General features: G+C 64.5%; 19 protein-coding genes. 4 read left to right on the top strand and 15 right to left on the bottom strand.

Annotation, left to right across the window (positions count from 1 at the left end; genetic code table 11):
- Position 1: 1 nt before the first annotated feature.
- From ureC to AT959_RS06475, 6 genes are all read right to left on the bottom strand, one after another.
- On the bottom strand, positions 2–1,708 hold the full coding sequence (gene ureC / locus AT959_RS06500; RefSeq protein WP_066881864.1) for an urease subunit alpha: 1,707 nt from the start codon (positions 1,706–1,708) through the stop codon (positions 2–4).
- Positions 1,705–2,010 (bottom strand): urease subunit beta, encoded by a 306-nt coding sequence (locus AT959_RS06495; RefSeq protein ID WP_066881862.1) that lies wholly within the window; start codon positions 2,008–2,010, stop codon positions 1,705–1,707. Before AT959_RS06495 ends, ureC begins: the two co-directional genes overlap by 4 nt.
- Positions 2,011–2,019: 9 nt before the next feature.
- Positions 2,020–2,322: an urease subunit gamma gene (ureA, locus tag AT959_RS06490; RefSeq protein ID WP_066881860.1), complete on the bottom strand. Its 303-nt coding sequence runs from the start codon at positions 2,320–2,322 to the stop codon at positions 2,020–2,022.
- A 9-nt stretch (positions 2,323–2,331) separates the two neighbouring features.
- Positions 2,332–3,186 carry an urease accessory protein UreD gene (locus tag AT959_RS06485; protein ID WP_066881858.1) on the bottom strand — a complete coding sequence of 285 codons (855 nt, stop codon included), beginning with the start codon at positions 3,184–3,186 and terminating at the stop codon, positions 2,332–2,334.
- Positions 3,187–3,359: 173 nt separating this feature from the next.
- Positions 3,360–3,938 (bottom strand): TMEM175 family protein, encoded by a 579-nt coding sequence (locus AT959_RS06480; protein WP_066881856.1) that lies wholly within the window; start codon positions 3,936–3,938, stop codon positions 3,360–3,362.
- 89 nt (positions 3,939–4,027) lie between these two features.
- Positions 4,028–4,390, bottom strand: coding sequence for a winged helix-turn-helix transcriptional regulator (locus AT959_RS06475; RefSeq protein WP_083518247.1), 363 nt, complete (start codon positions 4,388–4,390; stop codon positions 4,028–4,030).
- 110 nt (positions 4,391–4,500) lie between these two features.
- On the opposite strand from AT959_RS06475, the gene AT959_RS06470 reads away from it, so the two are divergent.
- The 4 genes from AT959_RS06470 to AT959_RS06455 are packed head-to-tail and all read left to right on the top strand — an operon-like array spanning position 4,501 to position 8,385.
- Positions 4,501–5,154: a hydrolase gene (locus AT959_RS06470; protein WP_066881854.1), complete on the top strand. Its 654-nt coding sequence runs from the start codon at positions 4,501–4,503 to the stop codon at positions 5,152–5,154.
- A 50-nt stretch (positions 5,155–5,204) separates the two neighbouring features.
- On the top strand, positions 5,205–5,903 hold the full coding sequence (locus tag AT959_RS06465; protein ID WP_066881852.1) for a pirin family protein: 699 nt from the start codon (positions 5,205–5,207) through the stop codon (positions 5,901–5,903).
- 44 nt (positions 5,904–5,947) lie between these two features.
- Positions 5,948–7,774 carry an amidohydrolase gene (locus AT959_RS06460; RefSeq protein WP_083518246.1) on the top strand — a complete coding sequence of 609 codons (1,827 nt, stop codon included), beginning with the start codon at positions 5,948–5,950 and terminating at the stop codon, positions 7,772–7,774.
- A gap of 14 nt (positions 7,775–7,788) precedes the next feature.
- Positions 7,789–8,385 (top strand): antibiotic biosynthesis monooxygenase, encoded by a 597-nt coding sequence (locus AT959_RS06455; RefSeq protein ID WP_083518245.1) that lies wholly within the window; start codon positions 7,789–7,791, stop codon positions 8,383–8,385.
- 23 nt (positions 8,386–8,408) lie between these two features.
- Here the strand turns inward: AT959_RS06455 and AT959_RS06450 are convergent, their stop codons facing one another.
- The 9 genes from AT959_RS06450 to AT959_RS06410 all read right to left on the bottom strand — a co-directional run bounded on the left by AT959_RS06450 (position 8,409) and on the right by AT959_RS06410 (position 14,671).
- Complete coding sequence (locus AT959_RS06450) at positions 8,409–8,756, bottom strand: hypothetical protein (RefSeq protein ID WP_153130742.1); 348 nt, start codon at positions 8,754–8,756, stop codon at positions 8,409–8,411.
- Positions 8,757–8,859: 103 nt separating this feature from the next.
- Positions 8,860–9,369, bottom strand: a complete 510-nt coding sequence (locus AT959_RS06445) for a YkgJ family cysteine cluster protein (RefSeq protein ID WP_066881846.1) — start codon at positions 9,367–9,369, stop codon at positions 8,860–8,862.
- A 17-nt stretch (positions 9,370–9,386) separates the two neighbouring features.
- Positions 9,387–10,226, bottom strand: a complete 840-nt coding sequence (gene queF / locus AT959_RS06440) for an NADPH-dependent 7-cyano-7-deazaguanine reductase QueF (RefSeq protein WP_066881844.1) — start codon at positions 10,224–10,226, stop codon at positions 9,387–9,389.
- A 39-nt stretch (positions 10,227–10,265) separates the two neighbouring features.
- Positions 10,266–10,775, bottom strand: coding sequence for an ureidoglycolate lyase (locus AT959_RS06435; RefSeq protein WP_066881842.1), 510 nt, complete (start codon positions 10,773–10,775; stop codon positions 10,266–10,268).
- Positions 10,772–11,794 (bottom strand): allantoicase, encoded by a 1,023-nt coding sequence (alc, locus tag AT959_RS06430; protein ID WP_066881840.1) that lies wholly within the window; start codon positions 11,792–11,794, stop codon positions 10,772–10,774. Before alc ends, AT959_RS06435 begins: the two co-directional genes overlap by 4 nt.
- A gap of 9 nt (positions 11,795–11,803) precedes the next feature.
- A complete protein-coding gene (locus AT959_RS06425) occupies positions 11,804–12,532 on the bottom strand; it encodes an amino acid ABC transporter ATP-binding protein (protein WP_066881836.1) in 729 nt (242 codons plus the stop codon).
- Complete coding sequence (locus AT959_RS06420; protein WP_066881834.1) at positions 12,513–13,169, bottom strand: amino acid ABC transporter permease; 657 nt, start codon at positions 13,167–13,169, stop codon at positions 12,513–12,515. Before AT959_RS06420 ends, AT959_RS06425 begins: the two co-directional genes overlap by 20 nt.
- Positions 13,166–13,834 carry an amino acid ABC transporter permease gene (locus AT959_RS06415; RefSeq protein WP_066881833.1) on the bottom strand — a complete coding sequence of 223 codons (669 nt, stop codon included), beginning with the start codon at positions 13,832–13,834 and terminating at the stop codon, positions 13,166–13,168. Before AT959_RS06415 ends, AT959_RS06420 begins: the two co-directional genes overlap by 4 nt.
- A 45-nt stretch (positions 13,835–13,879) precedes the next feature.
- A complete protein-coding gene (locus AT959_RS06410; protein ID WP_083518244.1) occupies positions 13,880–14,671 on the bottom strand; it encodes a transporter substrate-binding domain-containing protein in 792 nt (263 codons plus the stop codon).
- Positions 14,672–14,675 lie beyond the last annotated feature (4 nt).

Raw genomic sequence — 14,675 nt, 5'->3', positions numbered from 1 at the left:
GTCAGAAAAGGAAGTAGCGTTGGGCCAGCGGCAATTCGGTCGCCGGCTCGCAGACCAGATGCACGCCGTCGGCCTTGACGACGTAGGTTTCGGGATCGACGGTGATCTCGGGCGTGGCGCCGTTGTGCACCATGTCGGATTTCTTGAGCGTGCGGGTGCCGGACACGGCGACCAGCGGTTTTTGCAGTTGCAGCGCGTGGACCGCCGGATTCTGCAGCGCCGCCTGTGAGACAAAGGTCACCGAGGTTTTCAGCGCCTTGCCCAAGCTGCCGAACATCGGCCGGTAATGCACCGGCTGCGGCGTCGGAATCGAGGCGTTGGGGTCGCCCATCGCCGCGGCGGCGATCATGCCGCCCTTCAGGATCAGCGACGGCTTGACGCCGAAGAAAGCCGGCTTCCACAGCACCAGGTCGGCCAGCTTGCCGACTTCGATGGAGCCGACGGTGTGCGCGATGCCGTGGGTCAGCGCCGGGTTGATGGTGTATTTGGCGATGTAGCGCTTGACGCGGAAGTTGTCGTTGCGGGCGTTGTCTTCCGGCAACGCCCCGCGCTGCAGCTTCATCTTGTGCGCCGCCTGCCAGGTGCGGATGATGACTTCGCCGACACGGCCCATCGCCTGCGAGTCGGAACTCATCATCGAGAAGGCGCCGAGATCGTGCAGGATGTCTTCGGCGGCAATCGTTTCGCGCCGGATGCGCGATTCGGCAAAGGCAATGTCTTCGGCAATGCTCGGGTCGAGGTGGTGGCAAACCATCAGCATGTCGAGATGCTCGTCGATGGTGTTCACCGTATACGGCATGGTCGGGTTGGTCGAACTGGGCAGCACGTTGGGCAGCCCGGCCGCCTTGATGATGTCCGGCGCGTGGCCGCCACCGGCGCCTTCGGTGTGGAAGGTGTGGATGGTGCGGCCCTTGAAGGCAGCAAGCGTCGCTTCGACGAAGCCCGATTCGTTGAGCGTGTCAGAGTGGATGGCGACCTGGACGTCCATCTCGTCGGCCACCGTCAGGCAGCAGTCGATGGCGGCCGGCGTCGTGCCCCAGTCCTCATGCAGCTTGAGGCCGATGACGCCGGCCTCGACCTGCTCGCGCAGTGCTGCCGGCAGGCTGGCGTTGCCCTTGCCGAGAAAGCCAAGGTTCATCGGGAAGGCATCGGCCGCTTCGAGCATGCGGTGGATGTGCCACGGCCCCGGCGTGCAGGTCGTGGCGAAGGTGCCGGTGGCCGGCCCGGTGCCGCCGCCGATCATCGTCGTCACGCCGGAATACAGCGCCTCGTCAATCTGCTGCGGGCAGATGAAATGGATGTGGCTGTCGATGCCGCCGGCCGTGACGATCATGCCTTCGCCGGCAATCACCTCGGTGCCGGGGCCGATGACGATGGTGACGCCGGGCTGGATGTCCGGGTTGCCGGCCTTGCCGATGGCGGCGATGCGGCCGTCCTTCAAACCGATGTCGGCCTTGATGATGCCGGTCACCGCATCGACGACCAAGGCGTTGGTGATTACCGTATCGACCGTTTCCGCCGAGACGCGCTGGCTCTGGCCCATGCCGTCGCGGATGACCTTGCCGCCACCGAATTTCACTTCCTCGCCGTAGATCGTGTGATCCTTTTCGACTTCGATGATCAGTTCGGTATCGGCCAAGCGCAGGCGGTCGCCGGTCGTTGGGCCGAACATTTCGGCATAGGCCTGACGGCTGATTTTCGTGCTCATAGCGCCCCCTGAATCAGGCCACGGAAACCGTAAACCTTGCGCTCACCAGCCAGTGCGACCAGTTGCACGGTCCGCGTCTGCCCCGGCTCGAAGCGCACGGCGGTGCCGGCGGCGATGTCGAGACGGAAGCCGCGGGCAGCGTCACGGTCGAAGCTCAGGCCGGCATTGGTTTCATAAAAATGGTAGTGCGAGCCAACCTGGATCGGCCGGTCGCCGGTATTGGCGACGACCAGCGTGATGGTCGGTCGACCGACATTCAGTTCGAGTTCGCCGGGTTCGGCGAGGAGTTCTCCGGGGATCATGTCTGCACCTCAAACGATGGGGTTATGCACGGTGACCAGCTTGGTGCCGTCCGGAAAAGTCGCTTCGACCTGGATCTCCGGGATCAGCTCGGCGATGCCGTCCATCACGTCGGCCCGGCTCAGCACCTGGGTGCCGGCGTGCATCAGTTCGGCCACCGTTTTCCCCTCGCGGGCGCCTTCCATGATCGCGCAGGTGATCAGCGCCACGGCTTCCGGGTAATTGAGTTTCAGGCCCCTGGCCTGGCGCCGTTCGGCAAGCAGGCCGGCGGTGAAGATCAACAGCTTGTCTTTCTCTCTTGGCGTCAGTTCCATGACGATTCCTCAGGTATTCCAGATTCTTGGGTTTACGGCCGGTCGACCGCAGCAGGCCGGGCGCAGGATCGCCCACAGGTCGGCGAACCACCGGCGGGCGGCTTCGCTGTTGTCGCCGAGATAGCGGGCGACGAGCAGGCCGGGCAAGGCGGTCAGCGCGTGACTGGCGGCATCGGCCGGCACCAGTTCGCGGCAGGCGGCCAGCATTTCGGGGGTGTGCGGGAAGGCAGCGAGCAACGTACCGCACACCGTTGCGCCAGCCCAGCCGGCCGGACTGTGCAGCATGGCGTCGTTACCGGAAAAGCCGCCGCGCTCCAGCCAGATCGGCTGACTGGAATAACCATTCCGCCGGTCGACCCGGTAAAACAGGTCAAAACGGCCGCGCTCGAAACGCTCGCCTGCCGCCGCCCGGCCGAGGCAGAGAATGTCCCAGCCGAGGTAACGGCTGTCTTCGGCCAGCGCAACGCGGGTTTCCATCCGCGCCCGCGCCCCGTCGAAAACGATGGTCTCCTGCGGCAGCCATTCCAGCGTGGCGCCCTCGTCCACCGTCCAGGCAATCTTCTGCGACGCTTCCGCCCCGGCCGAGCGGTACCACTTGCCGGCGCCCGGCGTCGTCAGTTGGGCGTGCGCACCGGTACCGATAACGGCCGAAATATTCAGTTGATCGCCACCGGCGATGCCGGACGGCGGGTGTAACAGGATGGCCTGGCAAACAGCCTCGCCTTCCGGGTAGAGCGCCTTCTGCACGCGCAACGGCCCCTGATGGCGATTTTCGCGCAGCACGGTGCGTTCACCAGCACAGGCAAAAGCCAGGTGCAACGAGGCATGCCAACTCGGCAAAGTCAGGGGAAGGCGCGAATTCATGCGGCGATTATGGCGAGAAGGCCGAGCGATGGGAATACGCAAGAGTACGCAGGGAGCGCGTTTCGAAGGAAATGGGCGGCCTGCCGACGGTCGACTTGTCGCAGGGGGCGAGCAACGAATTTCGCAGCATGGCGGACCAGCACGCCGCCAAACGCACTTCAAGCAGCCCGGCCTTAATTGCCGGCCAGCGCTTTCTCGATGCGGCGGTCCGGAATGAGCCAGATCAAGGCGACCAGGACGTACATGGCCTGCGCCAGCGATGGTGACCAGAAAGCCAGCAGCACACCGATGGCGTATGCCACCGGCGACGCCTTCCCCTTCCAGTCGCTACCCAAAGCTTCGCGCAACAGGGAAGCGCTGCCCTGCGCCGCGATGATGGTCTGCTCCAGTATCCAGTAGGCCACCGCCGCCATGAACAGCACCACACCGTAGACGGCCGACGGCATTGCCGCGAAGTGGTTCTCCCCCATCCAGCCGGTGACGAAGGGAAACAGCGAGAGCCAGAACAGCAGGTGCAGGTTGGCCCACAGGATCGGCCCGGTGACGCTGTGCGCCGTGTGCAGCATGTGGTGATGGTTGTTCCAGTAGATGCCGACGTAGACGAAGCTCAGCACATAACTGAAAAACACCGGAACCAACGGGGCCAGCGCTTCGATCTGCTCGCCATGCGGCACCTTCAACTCAAGCACCATGATGGTGATGATGATGGCAAGAACGCCATCGCTGAATGCTTCCAAACGCCCCTTGCCCATCGTGTTCTCCCCGATCCCCGTAGTCGCACTCCGGTAAGGACCGCAGCGCCAGCAATTAGTGCCCGCCAGGAAAGTCGGCGGCAGTCCGCTTAGCCTTCCTGACGCGGCGGGCGGTGCTGCTTCAGGCGCCGGGCGACCGCTTCCATGCTGTTGAGGACCGGCTCCAGTTCCCGACTCAACGCGGTCAGGGAATATTCGACCTGCGGCGGATTGCTGGGCAGAACCTGGCGCACGAGCAGACCGTGCGCCTGCATGACGCGCAGGCGATTGGTCAGCACCTTGGTCGACACCCGCGCCAGATCACGGCGCAGATCGCCGAAGCGGCGCGGGCCGGCGCGCAGAAACCACAGAATCTGCACGGTCCAGGCACCAGCCAGCAGGCTCAGCACATCTTCCAGCGGGCAGTCATGAGGCAGGGGCGGCTGGGTCGCCGGCTTGGGTCGCAAAGGCATGATGGATGGCTAATAGTTACCGTCAGGAACCTACTTTTAATAAAAATTCTTGCAACTAGACTGGGGGCTCGCACTCACAACGAGTGTTCCACAAGCGAAGGAGAATGACCATGCCCCAAGCCACGCCGACCCCGGGAAAAACCCTCCTCAACCCGAGCAACCACCTGCTGATCATGATCGATCACCAGTCGCAGATGGCCTTTGCCACCAAATCGATCGACGCCATCACGCTGCGCAACAACGCCGCGCTGGTCGCCAAGGCGGCCGACGAATTCAAGGTGCCGACCATCCTGACCACGGTCGCCGAAAAATCCTTTTCCGGACCGATGTTCGATGAAATCAAGGCGGTCTTCGCCGACGCCCCGGTGATCGACCGGACGACGATGAACACCTGGGAGGACGCGCGGATTGCCGAGCGGGTCAATCAGATCGGCAAGGCCAAGATCGTCTTCGCCGGGCTATGGACCTCGGTCTGCATCGTCGGCCCGACACTGTCGGCACTCGATCAGGGTTTCGAGGTTTATGTCATCGCCGATGCCTGTGGCGATGTCTCGGACGAGGCCCATCAGCGCGCCATGGAACGCATGATCCAGGCCGGCGTGCGGCCGATGACGGCGCTGCAGTACCTGCTCGAACTGCAACGCGACTGGGCACGCGGCGAAACCTACGACGCGACGGTCGCCACCTCGATTGCCCACGGCGGCAGTTATGGCCTCGGCCTGATCTACGCCAAATCGATGTTCGGCGGCAGCGAAGGCCACTGAAGCCCCCGCCCTGCCCGACGCCCACCACCTATCACCCCATCGAGATTGCCATGATTACCCTGCGCAAAAGTTCCGATCGCGGCCAGGCCGACCACGGCTGGCTGCACAGCCAGCACAGCTTTTCCTTCGCCGATTATTACGATCCGCGGGAGATGGGCTGGGGAGCGCTCCGCGTCATCAACGAGGACCGGGTTGAGCCCGGCCAGGGGTTCGGCACCCACGGCCACCGCGACATGGAGATCATCAGCTACGTCCTGGCCGGTGAGTTGGAGCACAAGGACAGCATGGGCAACGGAACGCTCATCCGCCCCGGCGACGTGCAGCGGATGAGCGCCGGCAGCGGCGTCCTGCACAGCGAGTTCAACCCCTCGCCCCGTTCGCCGGTGCATTTCCTGCAGATCTGGATCGAGCCGGCCACCCTGGGCATGGCGCCGAGCTACGAGCAGAAATTCTTCGCGCCCGAAGACAAGCGCGGCCGGCTGCGCCTGGTCGCTTCGCGGGATGGCCGTGAGGGCAGCGTCACCCTCCATCGCGACGTCGACCTCTACGCCAGCCTGCTTGCCCCCGGCGAACAGGTCTCGCACAGCCTGGCCGCCAAGCGCATGGCTTACCTGCATCTGGTGCGCGGGGCGGTACGCGTCAACGGCGTTCAGCTCGAAACCGGGGATGCCGCCAAGATTGAGATGGAACAGAAACTGACGATCGCGGCCGACGCCGATTCGGAAGTGCTGTTGTTCGATCTGGATTGAGCCCTGACGGCCGAACGGCCGTCAAACCCGACGCAGGAGGCAGCATGGCGAACATCACCAACGATCAGGCAGCGGCTGATCTTATCCTCCACAACGGCCGGATCGCCACCAACGACCCGACCCGGCCTTTCGTTTCCGCCCTGGCCATCGGCGCCGGCCTGATCCAGGCGAGCGGCGACGACAGCGAAATCATGGGTCACCGCGGTCCGCAGACCGAGGTCGTCGATCTCGGCCGGCGCACGGCCATCCCCGGCCTCAACGATTCGCACCTGCACCTGATCCGCGGCGGCCTCAATTACAACCTCGAACTGCGCTGGGACGGCATTCCCTCGCTCTCCCTGGCGCTGCAGATGCTCAGGGAGCAGGCCCAGCGCACGCCGCCCGGGCAATGGGTGCGCGTCGTCGGCGGCTGGAGCGAATTCCAGTTTGCCGAACGCCGCCTGCCGACGCTGGAAGAACTCAACGCGGCAGCACCCGACACTCCCGTCTTCATCCTGCATCTCTACTGCCAGGCCATGCTCAACCAGGCGGCCTTGCGCGCCGTCGGCTACACCCGCGACTCGCCCGACCCGCCGGGCGGCATGATTGCCCGCGACAAGGCCGGCCATCCGACCGGGCTGCTCCTCGCCAAGCCGAATGCGATGATCCTCTACGCGACACTGGCCAAGGGGCCGAAGCTGCCGCTCGAACAGCAGATCAACTCGACCCGCCATTTCCTGCGCGAACTGAACCGGCTCGGCGTCACCAGTTGCATCGACGCCGGCGGCGGCTTCCAGAATTACCCGGACGACTACCAGGTGGTGGAGGAACTCGATCGCCGCGGCGAATTGACGGTACGCATCGCCTACAACCTGTTCACCCAGAAACCCAAGGAAGAAAAGCTGGATTTTGCGCGCTGGATGAAGTTGACCGCACCCGGTGCCGGCAGCGACTTCTACCGGAGCAACGGGGCCGGCGAGATGCTGGTCTTTTCCGCTGCCGATTTCGAGGATTTCCAGGAGCCGCGGCCCGATTTGCCGGCAGTCATGGAAGCCGAACTCACCGAGGTGGTCAGCCTGCTCGCCGCCAACCACTGGCCGTTCCGGTTGCACGCCACCTACGACGAATCGATCAGCCGCTTTCTCGATGTGCTGGAGTCGGTGCACCGCGAAGTGCCGATCGACCGGCTGGGTTGGTTCTTCGATCATGCCGAAACGATCAGTGACCGCAATATCGAGCGCGTTCGGGCGCTGGGCGGCGGCATTGCCGTGCAGCACCGCATGGCTTTCCAGGGCGAGTATTTCGTCGAGCGCTACGGGGCCCGGGCGGCCGAGCGCACGCCGCCGATCCGCCGCATGCTCGAACTGGGCGTCCCGGTCGGTGCCGGCACCGATGCCACCCGCGTCGCCAGCTACAACCCGTTTGCCGCGCTTTACTGGCTGGTCAGCGGCCGCACCTGCGGCGGCCTGGCGCTCTATCCGGCCGCCAACCGGCTGAGCCGCGAAGAGGCGCTCCGCCTATACACCGTGGGCAGCGCCGGCTTCTCCGGCGAGGCCGCAAAGAAGGGGCGACTGGTCGCCGGCCAGTTGGCCGATCTCTGCGTGCTCTCGGCCGATTACTTCGCGATCCCGGAAGCCGAGATCAAGGCGCTGGAATCGGTCTTGACCATCGTCGGCGGCAAGCCGGTCTACGCGACGCAAGAGTTCCGGCGACTCGATCCGCCCGCGCTGCCGGTCCTCCCCGAGTGGTCGCCGGTCGCGACCTTTGGTGGCTACGGCGCCCCGCTCGCGTATCATCACGCGGCTGCCCGGCCAGCGCCCTGCCGGGCGCACCCGCACCCAGCGCCACACCTGCATGACGGGCTGGGCGGCTGCATGTGCTGGGCATTTTGAAGGCATTTGGAGGAATGATGAGCGACGAAGTGGCTTCAACGCCGGTACGCGGCAAAGCGTCAGACGAGAGCGTCACGCTGCATATCCAGCAGCGGGTACGGCCGGAGGCCCTTGGCCGCTACGAGCAATGGCTGCGCACCATCGCCGCCCGGGCGGCGGCGTATCCGGGGCATCAGGGCGTGCACATCATCCGCCCGACGCCCGGCCACAACGAATATACGATCCTGATCCGTTTTGCCAGCCTGGCCGATGCCGAGCACTGGACCGGCTCGACCGAGCGCCAGGACCTGCTTGCCGAGATTGCCGATGCCTTCGAACACGAAGACCGCTTTCACATCCAGCCCGGCATCGAGTTCTGGTTCACGCCCTCGTCCCCGGCCCAGAAGAAGCCGGCGCCGTGGAAGCAGTGGCTGATCACCACTTCGGTAATCTGGCCGCTAACCATGCTGATTCCACCGCTCTTCAAGCCCTTGTTCGAAGCCGTCCCGCTCCTGGGGACTTGGGGAATCAGCCACGGCATCATCGCGGCGACCATCGTTGCGCTGGTCGTCTTCGTGATCATGCCGCGCTACGTGCAAGCGGTCTCCCGCTGGCTGTTCGAGCCGCGCTGAGCGGCTCGCTTACCTGCTTTGGCTCAGTCCTGGCGGACCAGCAGATAGGGGCTGTGAAACTTCGCCCCCTTGATGTCGGCAACCGCGAAGGAACTGCCGGGCGTCGGCATCTTAATGCGGCCGATCACTTCGCCATCCGTCGTGGTTTCCTTCATTTCGACAATCAGCGGCTCCGGAGCGATCAGGCGGAATTCGAGCGTCGTATTTGGCACACCGGCCGCAGCCACCTTGACGCTGGCGTTCGGCCCGACCAGCGACACTGACTGTTTCAAGTTGCCCGCCAGGTAAATATCGATTTTGACTGCATCCGCCGCAAATGCGTGGAAGGGAGCGGCCAGCAAGGCGGCAATCAGCAGGGGTTGATATTTCATCATCTCATTCCGGTTATGAAGAGCAATCGGCACGATGCTCATGTAAACCGTAAATGGTAACGCCAGAACAATATTTGTTCAGTTACAAATTGTATTCATGCGCTCAAGCACCGCGCCCGGCCGATTCCCAACCCGCGAACCACTCGGTCAGCGGCCGGCTTTCGCCGAGGCCGGCGAGTCGATGATCGATGGCGTCGTGGTTGCCCCAGACCACATCGGCCAGGCGGCCATCGTCAACGCGGGATTCGATGTCATGGCAATAAAGCCCCAGCTCGCGTTGCGCGTAGAAGCCGTAAGTGCGGCAGGCAACCGGGCGCTGGGCATAGACGGGACAGGCGCCGGTAGATGAGTCGAGCAGCGGGCAGACAATGGGGCGCGCTGCGGATGCGCCCAGCGCAGCCATCTTCCGGCTGACTTCCTGCAGGCATTCCGGCGTCAGCGCGGCAAGGCCGTCGCGCAGCAATGCCCATTCCGTGGCGGTCAGTTGCGGCACCTCGGCGAGCCGCCGACAGCACTGGTCGCAGCCCTTGCCGCACAGCCAGTCGGGGTGGTTCTCGCGGATATTTTGGACGCGGGCATCGATCTCACGATGCAGCCGGGAGAGCGCGGTCATGTTCTCCACCGACAGCCTTACTGGCGTACTTCCCGCGTATTGTCGGGTGCGGCAAATTCGCCGCTGCTGCGGAAAGGATTGATGTCCAGCCCGCCGCGCCGGGTGTAGCGGGCGTAGACGGCGAGCGCCTCGGGCGCGCAGTGCTCGGTGAGGTCGCAGTAGATGCGTTCGACGCACTGCTCGTGGAATTCGTTGTGGCCGCGGAAGGAGACGATGTAGCGCAGCAGGCCGGCACGATCGATCGGCCGGCCCCGATAGCGGATGACCACCATCGCCCAGTCCGGTTGGCCGGTAACCAGGCAATTGGATTTCAACAGGTGCGAATAGAGCGTTTCCTCGACCAGTGGGCCATCGGTGGCGTGCAGCAGCTCCGGTGCCGGCTGGTAGCTGTCGCAGGCGATGTCGAGGTCGTCGAGCAGCTCGCCGGCGGGATAAGCGACCGAGACCTGCGGTCGACTGCCCAAAACGGCCACTTTTACCCCGATCTCTGCCCCGGCCGCAGCCGACAGGTCACGGGCCAGCGTTGTCTCGACGGCGTCCTCATCGGCAAAGACCGACTGGTTGAACGAATTCAGGTAGAGCTTGAAGGATTTCGATTCGACCAGATTCGGACTGTCGGCCGGCACCCGGAAAGTGGCCAGCGCAACGACCGGCTTGCCCTTCGGGTTCAGCCAGGAGACTTCATAGGCGTTCCACAGATCCTCGCCGACAAAAGGCAGCGCCGCGCCGCTGATCCCCAGTTCGTCCCGCTTCAGCTGGCGGGGAATCGGGTACAGCAGTTCGGGCGCGTAGTCGGCACGGTACTCGGTCGGCTTGCCGAGCGGGGAAAGGATGCTGGGGTCGTTGGCTGGGCTCATGAGGCCGGATTTTACCGGAGCCCGGCCCGGCCACCGAAATCAGCGTGCAATGCCGACTTGCCAGCCGGCGATATCGACTGCCTCGCAGTTGTCGCCGGGGCCGAGTCGGTCGGCGACCAGGAAATCGCCGGCACTCAGCGCGAGCAGCGGATGGTGCCAGACGCCCCGGCGAAAATTGATGCCCTGCCGGCCGTTGCTGACGAAAACACGCAGACTTTCCGGTGCCGCCCGCGCAGAGGTCGGCCTTGTCTCGGCAACAACCACCAGAAAGGCCTGCCCGTGCAACGGCATGAAGGCCTGCGAGCCAAGCGGGTGGCGCTCCAGGCAACTCAGCGCAAACGGCGCCTGGCGGGCTTCGGCCCGAAAGATGCTGAGCGCCAGTCGGCCCTCGGCATCGGCTTCGAGCTGGGCGAGATCGGTAAAGCGCTGGCTGCTGCCTTCGTTGATCGCATAACCGGCATGGCCGGCGCATTCGATGACCTGGCCGAAAGGCGCAAAGGCCTCGGCGCTGAGCGGCAGCGCCGGCAGCAGGTGGAGGCCGCCGTTCATGCCGGGCCGACCTCGCCCCACAGGCGCAGGCGGGAAACGCCGCCGTCCGGGTGGAGATTGAGCCGGACATGGCTGACCGTACCGAGAGCGGCCACCTGGTCGAGGAAGTTGTGGATGTGGTCGGCCTGCAGCTTCACTTCCGGCAGCAGGGTCGGCCAGAACTGCGCCTGTGCAACCAGCGCCTGGTCGCTCAGGCCTGGCGCGTAGCCGGCCTGCAGCGAGCAACGATCCGGGAAGTTGCCCTTGAAATGGGCGGTATCGACCTCGATGCGTCGGATCGTGCCGGGCTGACCGAGAGCGATGAGGCACCAGTCGAAGCCCGGCTCGCGCCGCCGGCGGGTTTCCCAACCATCACCCATGTCCACGCCGCGTCCGGGCAGCAGCAGGTTGCCGGCGACACCGAAATGAGCGTCGTTCCACGCCACCGGGTAGCCGCCATTGAGCGCGGCGACCAGGTCGACCATGCCGTTCTCGCCGGCAACAGGCGCCCCGCCCGGCCGCCCATAGACGCGCAAGCGAGCAACGCCGCCGTCAGGCAGGATGTTGAGGCGGAGATGGCTGAAGCAGGCCGTACTGTCGAGTGCCAGCAGATGGTGCTGGTTGCCACAGAGGGCGGTCGGCGGCAGCAGGCTTTGCCAGCTTTCGGCCAGCGCCGGGTCGCTGCCCTCCGGGCAGCCGTCAAGCGAGGCGGCCGGCGGATAGTTGCCGGTAAAGAAGCTGGTATCGATATCGACGCCGGCGATGCGCCCCGGCCGGGCCAGGCGGACGATGCACCAGTCGTGGCCGGGACCGCGCTTGCGGCGCGATTCCCAGCCGTCCATCCACTTGCCGTTGGCGTCGTACTTGCCCGGCACGAAAATGGCAGCCGAAGCCTGCAACAGGCGCGCCATCGGCGCAAAGAAGTCGTCGGAACAGGCGATCGCCTCGGCGCCCAGGCGCGGGTCGGCCAGGTTGATCTGCTGGCGCGCCCAGTCGGGCAGCGCGACGGCCGGAGCCGTCAGGATATTGGTGTGATCCATGGTGAAAACTCAGTTGATGGAGCCGATGAAACCGGCCAGTTCGGGCGTTTGCGGATTGCTGAACAAGGTCTGCGGATCGCCGGCTTCGTGGATGCGGCCATGGTGCATGAACACCAGCTTGTCGCCGACTTCGCGGGCAAAGCGCATTTCATGGGTGACCATGATCAGCGTCATGCCTTCGGCAGCCAGGGTCTTGACCACGGCCAGCACCTCATTGACCAGCTCGGGGTCGAGCGCCGAGGTGATCTCGTCGCAAAGCAGCACGCGCGGCTGCATGGCCAGCGCCCGGGCAATGGCGACGCGCTGCTGCTGGCCGCCCGACAGCTGATCCGGATAGGCGTCGAACTTCTCGTAGAGCCCGACTTTGAGCAGCATGGTGCGGGCGATGTCCTCGGCCTCCTTGTTGCCGATCTTCTTAACCACCGTGGTCGCCAGCATGACGTTCTGGCCGACCGACAGATGCGGGAACAGGTTGAACTGCTGGAAGATCATGCCGACCTTCTGGCGCAGCGTACGCAGATCGGTTTCGTGCGGATGCAGGTGTTCGCCATCGACCTGGATTTCCCCCTGCTCGAAGCTTTCGAGGCCGTTGATGGTGCGCAGCAGCGTGCTCTTGCCCGAACCGCTGCGACCGATCAGCGCGATGACCTGCCCTTCCTCGATCTCGAGATCGATGCCCTTCAGTACGTGGTTGCTGCCGAAATGCTTGTGCAGGCCGTTAATGCGCACGAGAGCCATGGATGTTCCTTTCGAGATAGCGGGAGTAGGCGGAAAGCGGATAGCACAGCGCGAAGTAGCCGAGCGCCACCAGCCCGAAGACCATGAAGGGCTGGTAGGTGGCGTTTGCCAGCATCGAGCCGGTCTTGGTCAGTTCTACGAAGCCGATGATCGAGGTCACCGCCGTGCCCTTGACCACCTGCACCGAGAAACCGACGCTGGGCGCGATGGCGATGCGCAAGGCCTGCGGCAGGATGACGTGGCGCATCTGCTCGAAATGGGTCAGTGCCAGGCTGGCCGAGGCTTCCCACTGCCCTTTCGGTACCGACTCGACGCAGCCGCGCCAGATCTCGCCAAGGTAGGCGCTGGTGAACAGGGTCAGACCGAGGGCAGCGGCCAGCCAGGGCGAAACTTCCAGCCCGAGCAGGCTGCTGCCGAAGAAGATGATGAACAGTTGCATCAGCAGCGGCGTGCCCTGGAAGACCTCGATATAGCCCAGGGCCAAACGCCGCGGCAGCGGGTGCTTGGCGATCCGGGCGAAGAGGACGAGCAGGCCGGCGCAGCCGCCGAGGACGAAGGCAGTCAGCGACAGCCCGAGCGTCCATAACAGACCGTCGAACAGATTGCGGACGATGTCCCAGTAGGAAATATCGCTCATCGGGCTCTCCGGGCGATCAGTCGCTGGCCGGCCTGGATCATCGCCTGGCGCACGGCGATGGCGAGCAGGAAATAGATGCCGGTGACGATGAAGTAGGTTTCGAAAGCGCGGAAATTGCGCGACTGGATGAAGTTGGCGGCAAAGGTCAGTTCTTCGGCGGCGATCTGCGAACAGACCGAGGAGCCGAGCATGACGATGACCACCTGGCTGCACAGCGACGGCCAGACTTTGAGCAGGGCCGGCGGCAGCACGACATGGCGAAAAAGCTGCGCCCGGCTCATCGCCAGCGACTGCGCCGCCTCGATCTGGCCGCGCGGCGTCGCCTCGATGCCAGCGCGGATGATCTCGGTACTGTAGGCACCGAGATTGACCACCATGGCCAGGATGGCGGCCTGCCATTCATTGATCTGGACGCCGAGCGACGGCAGTCCGAAGAAGATGAAGAAAAGCTGGACCAGGAAGGGCGTATTGCGGATCAGCTCGACATAGACCGTGAAGATGCGGTCGAACGGGGCCAGCCGCCAGGCGCGGGAAACCGCCCCGAAGATGCCGATGGCCAGCCCGCAGACGGCACCGACGGCAGTCAGCCCCAGCGTCTTGACGGTACCGGCGAGCAGCGCCTCGCGGTATTCGAGGACGGATGAAAAATCGAAAGCGTAAGCCATGGGCGGTTCTCCGGCGCCGTCACACGGGCGGCGCCATTAGCGTTATCAGAGATCGGCGGGCAGCGGCGCCTGCAGCCAGCGTTGCGACACCTGGTTGAGATCGCCGCTCTTCTTCAACTTGGCGATCACTTCGTTGACCTTGGCCAGCAAAGCCCCCTCACCCTTGTTCACGCCAACGTAATTGGGCGAGTTCTTGATCAGGAACTTGGTGTCGAGGCGGCGGATCTTGGTCCGTTCATTGACCGCGGCGGCGACCACGTTGCCGGTAGCGATCAGTTGTACCTGGCCGGACAGGTAGGCCGAAATGGTCGCGTTGTTGTCCTCGAAACGCTTGATCGTCGCCGTGGCCGGGGCGATCTTGCTGAATTCGAGATCCTCGACCGCGCCACGGGTGACGCCCACCGTCTTGCCGGCGGTGTCGGCGGCGCTCTTGATGGCGATATCGGGCGGCCCGAAGATGCCGTTGTAGAACGGCGCGTAGGCACTCGAAAAGTCGATCACCTTCTCGCGCTCGGCATTCTTGCCCAGCGTCGAAATGACCAGGTCAGCCTTGCCGGTCGTCAGGTAGGGAATGCGGTTGGTGCTGGTGACCGGGATCAGTTCGACCTTGAGTTTCAGTTCGCGCCCGATCAGGTTGGCGACGTCGATGTCGTAGCCGCGCGGCTTCATGTCGGGGCCGACCGTGCCGAAAGGCGGAAAGTCCTGCGGTACGGCGATGCGCAGCGTGCCGCTCTTTTCGGCATTGGCCAGCGCGTCGGCGTGCACGTTGGCCGATAGGACGGCGCTGCCGATCAGCGAGGCGCCGATCAGGGCATGGAGGAATTGGCGTTTTTTCATGGCG

Origin of the sequence: Dechloromonas denitrificans, from assembly GCF_001551835.1 — a bacterium.
GTDB classification, from domain to species: Bacteria; Pseudomonadota; Gammaproteobacteria; order Burkholderiales; family Rhodocyclaceae; genus Azonexus; species Azonexus denitrificans.
This window is presented reverse-complemented; position numbering and strand designations above follow the sequence as displayed.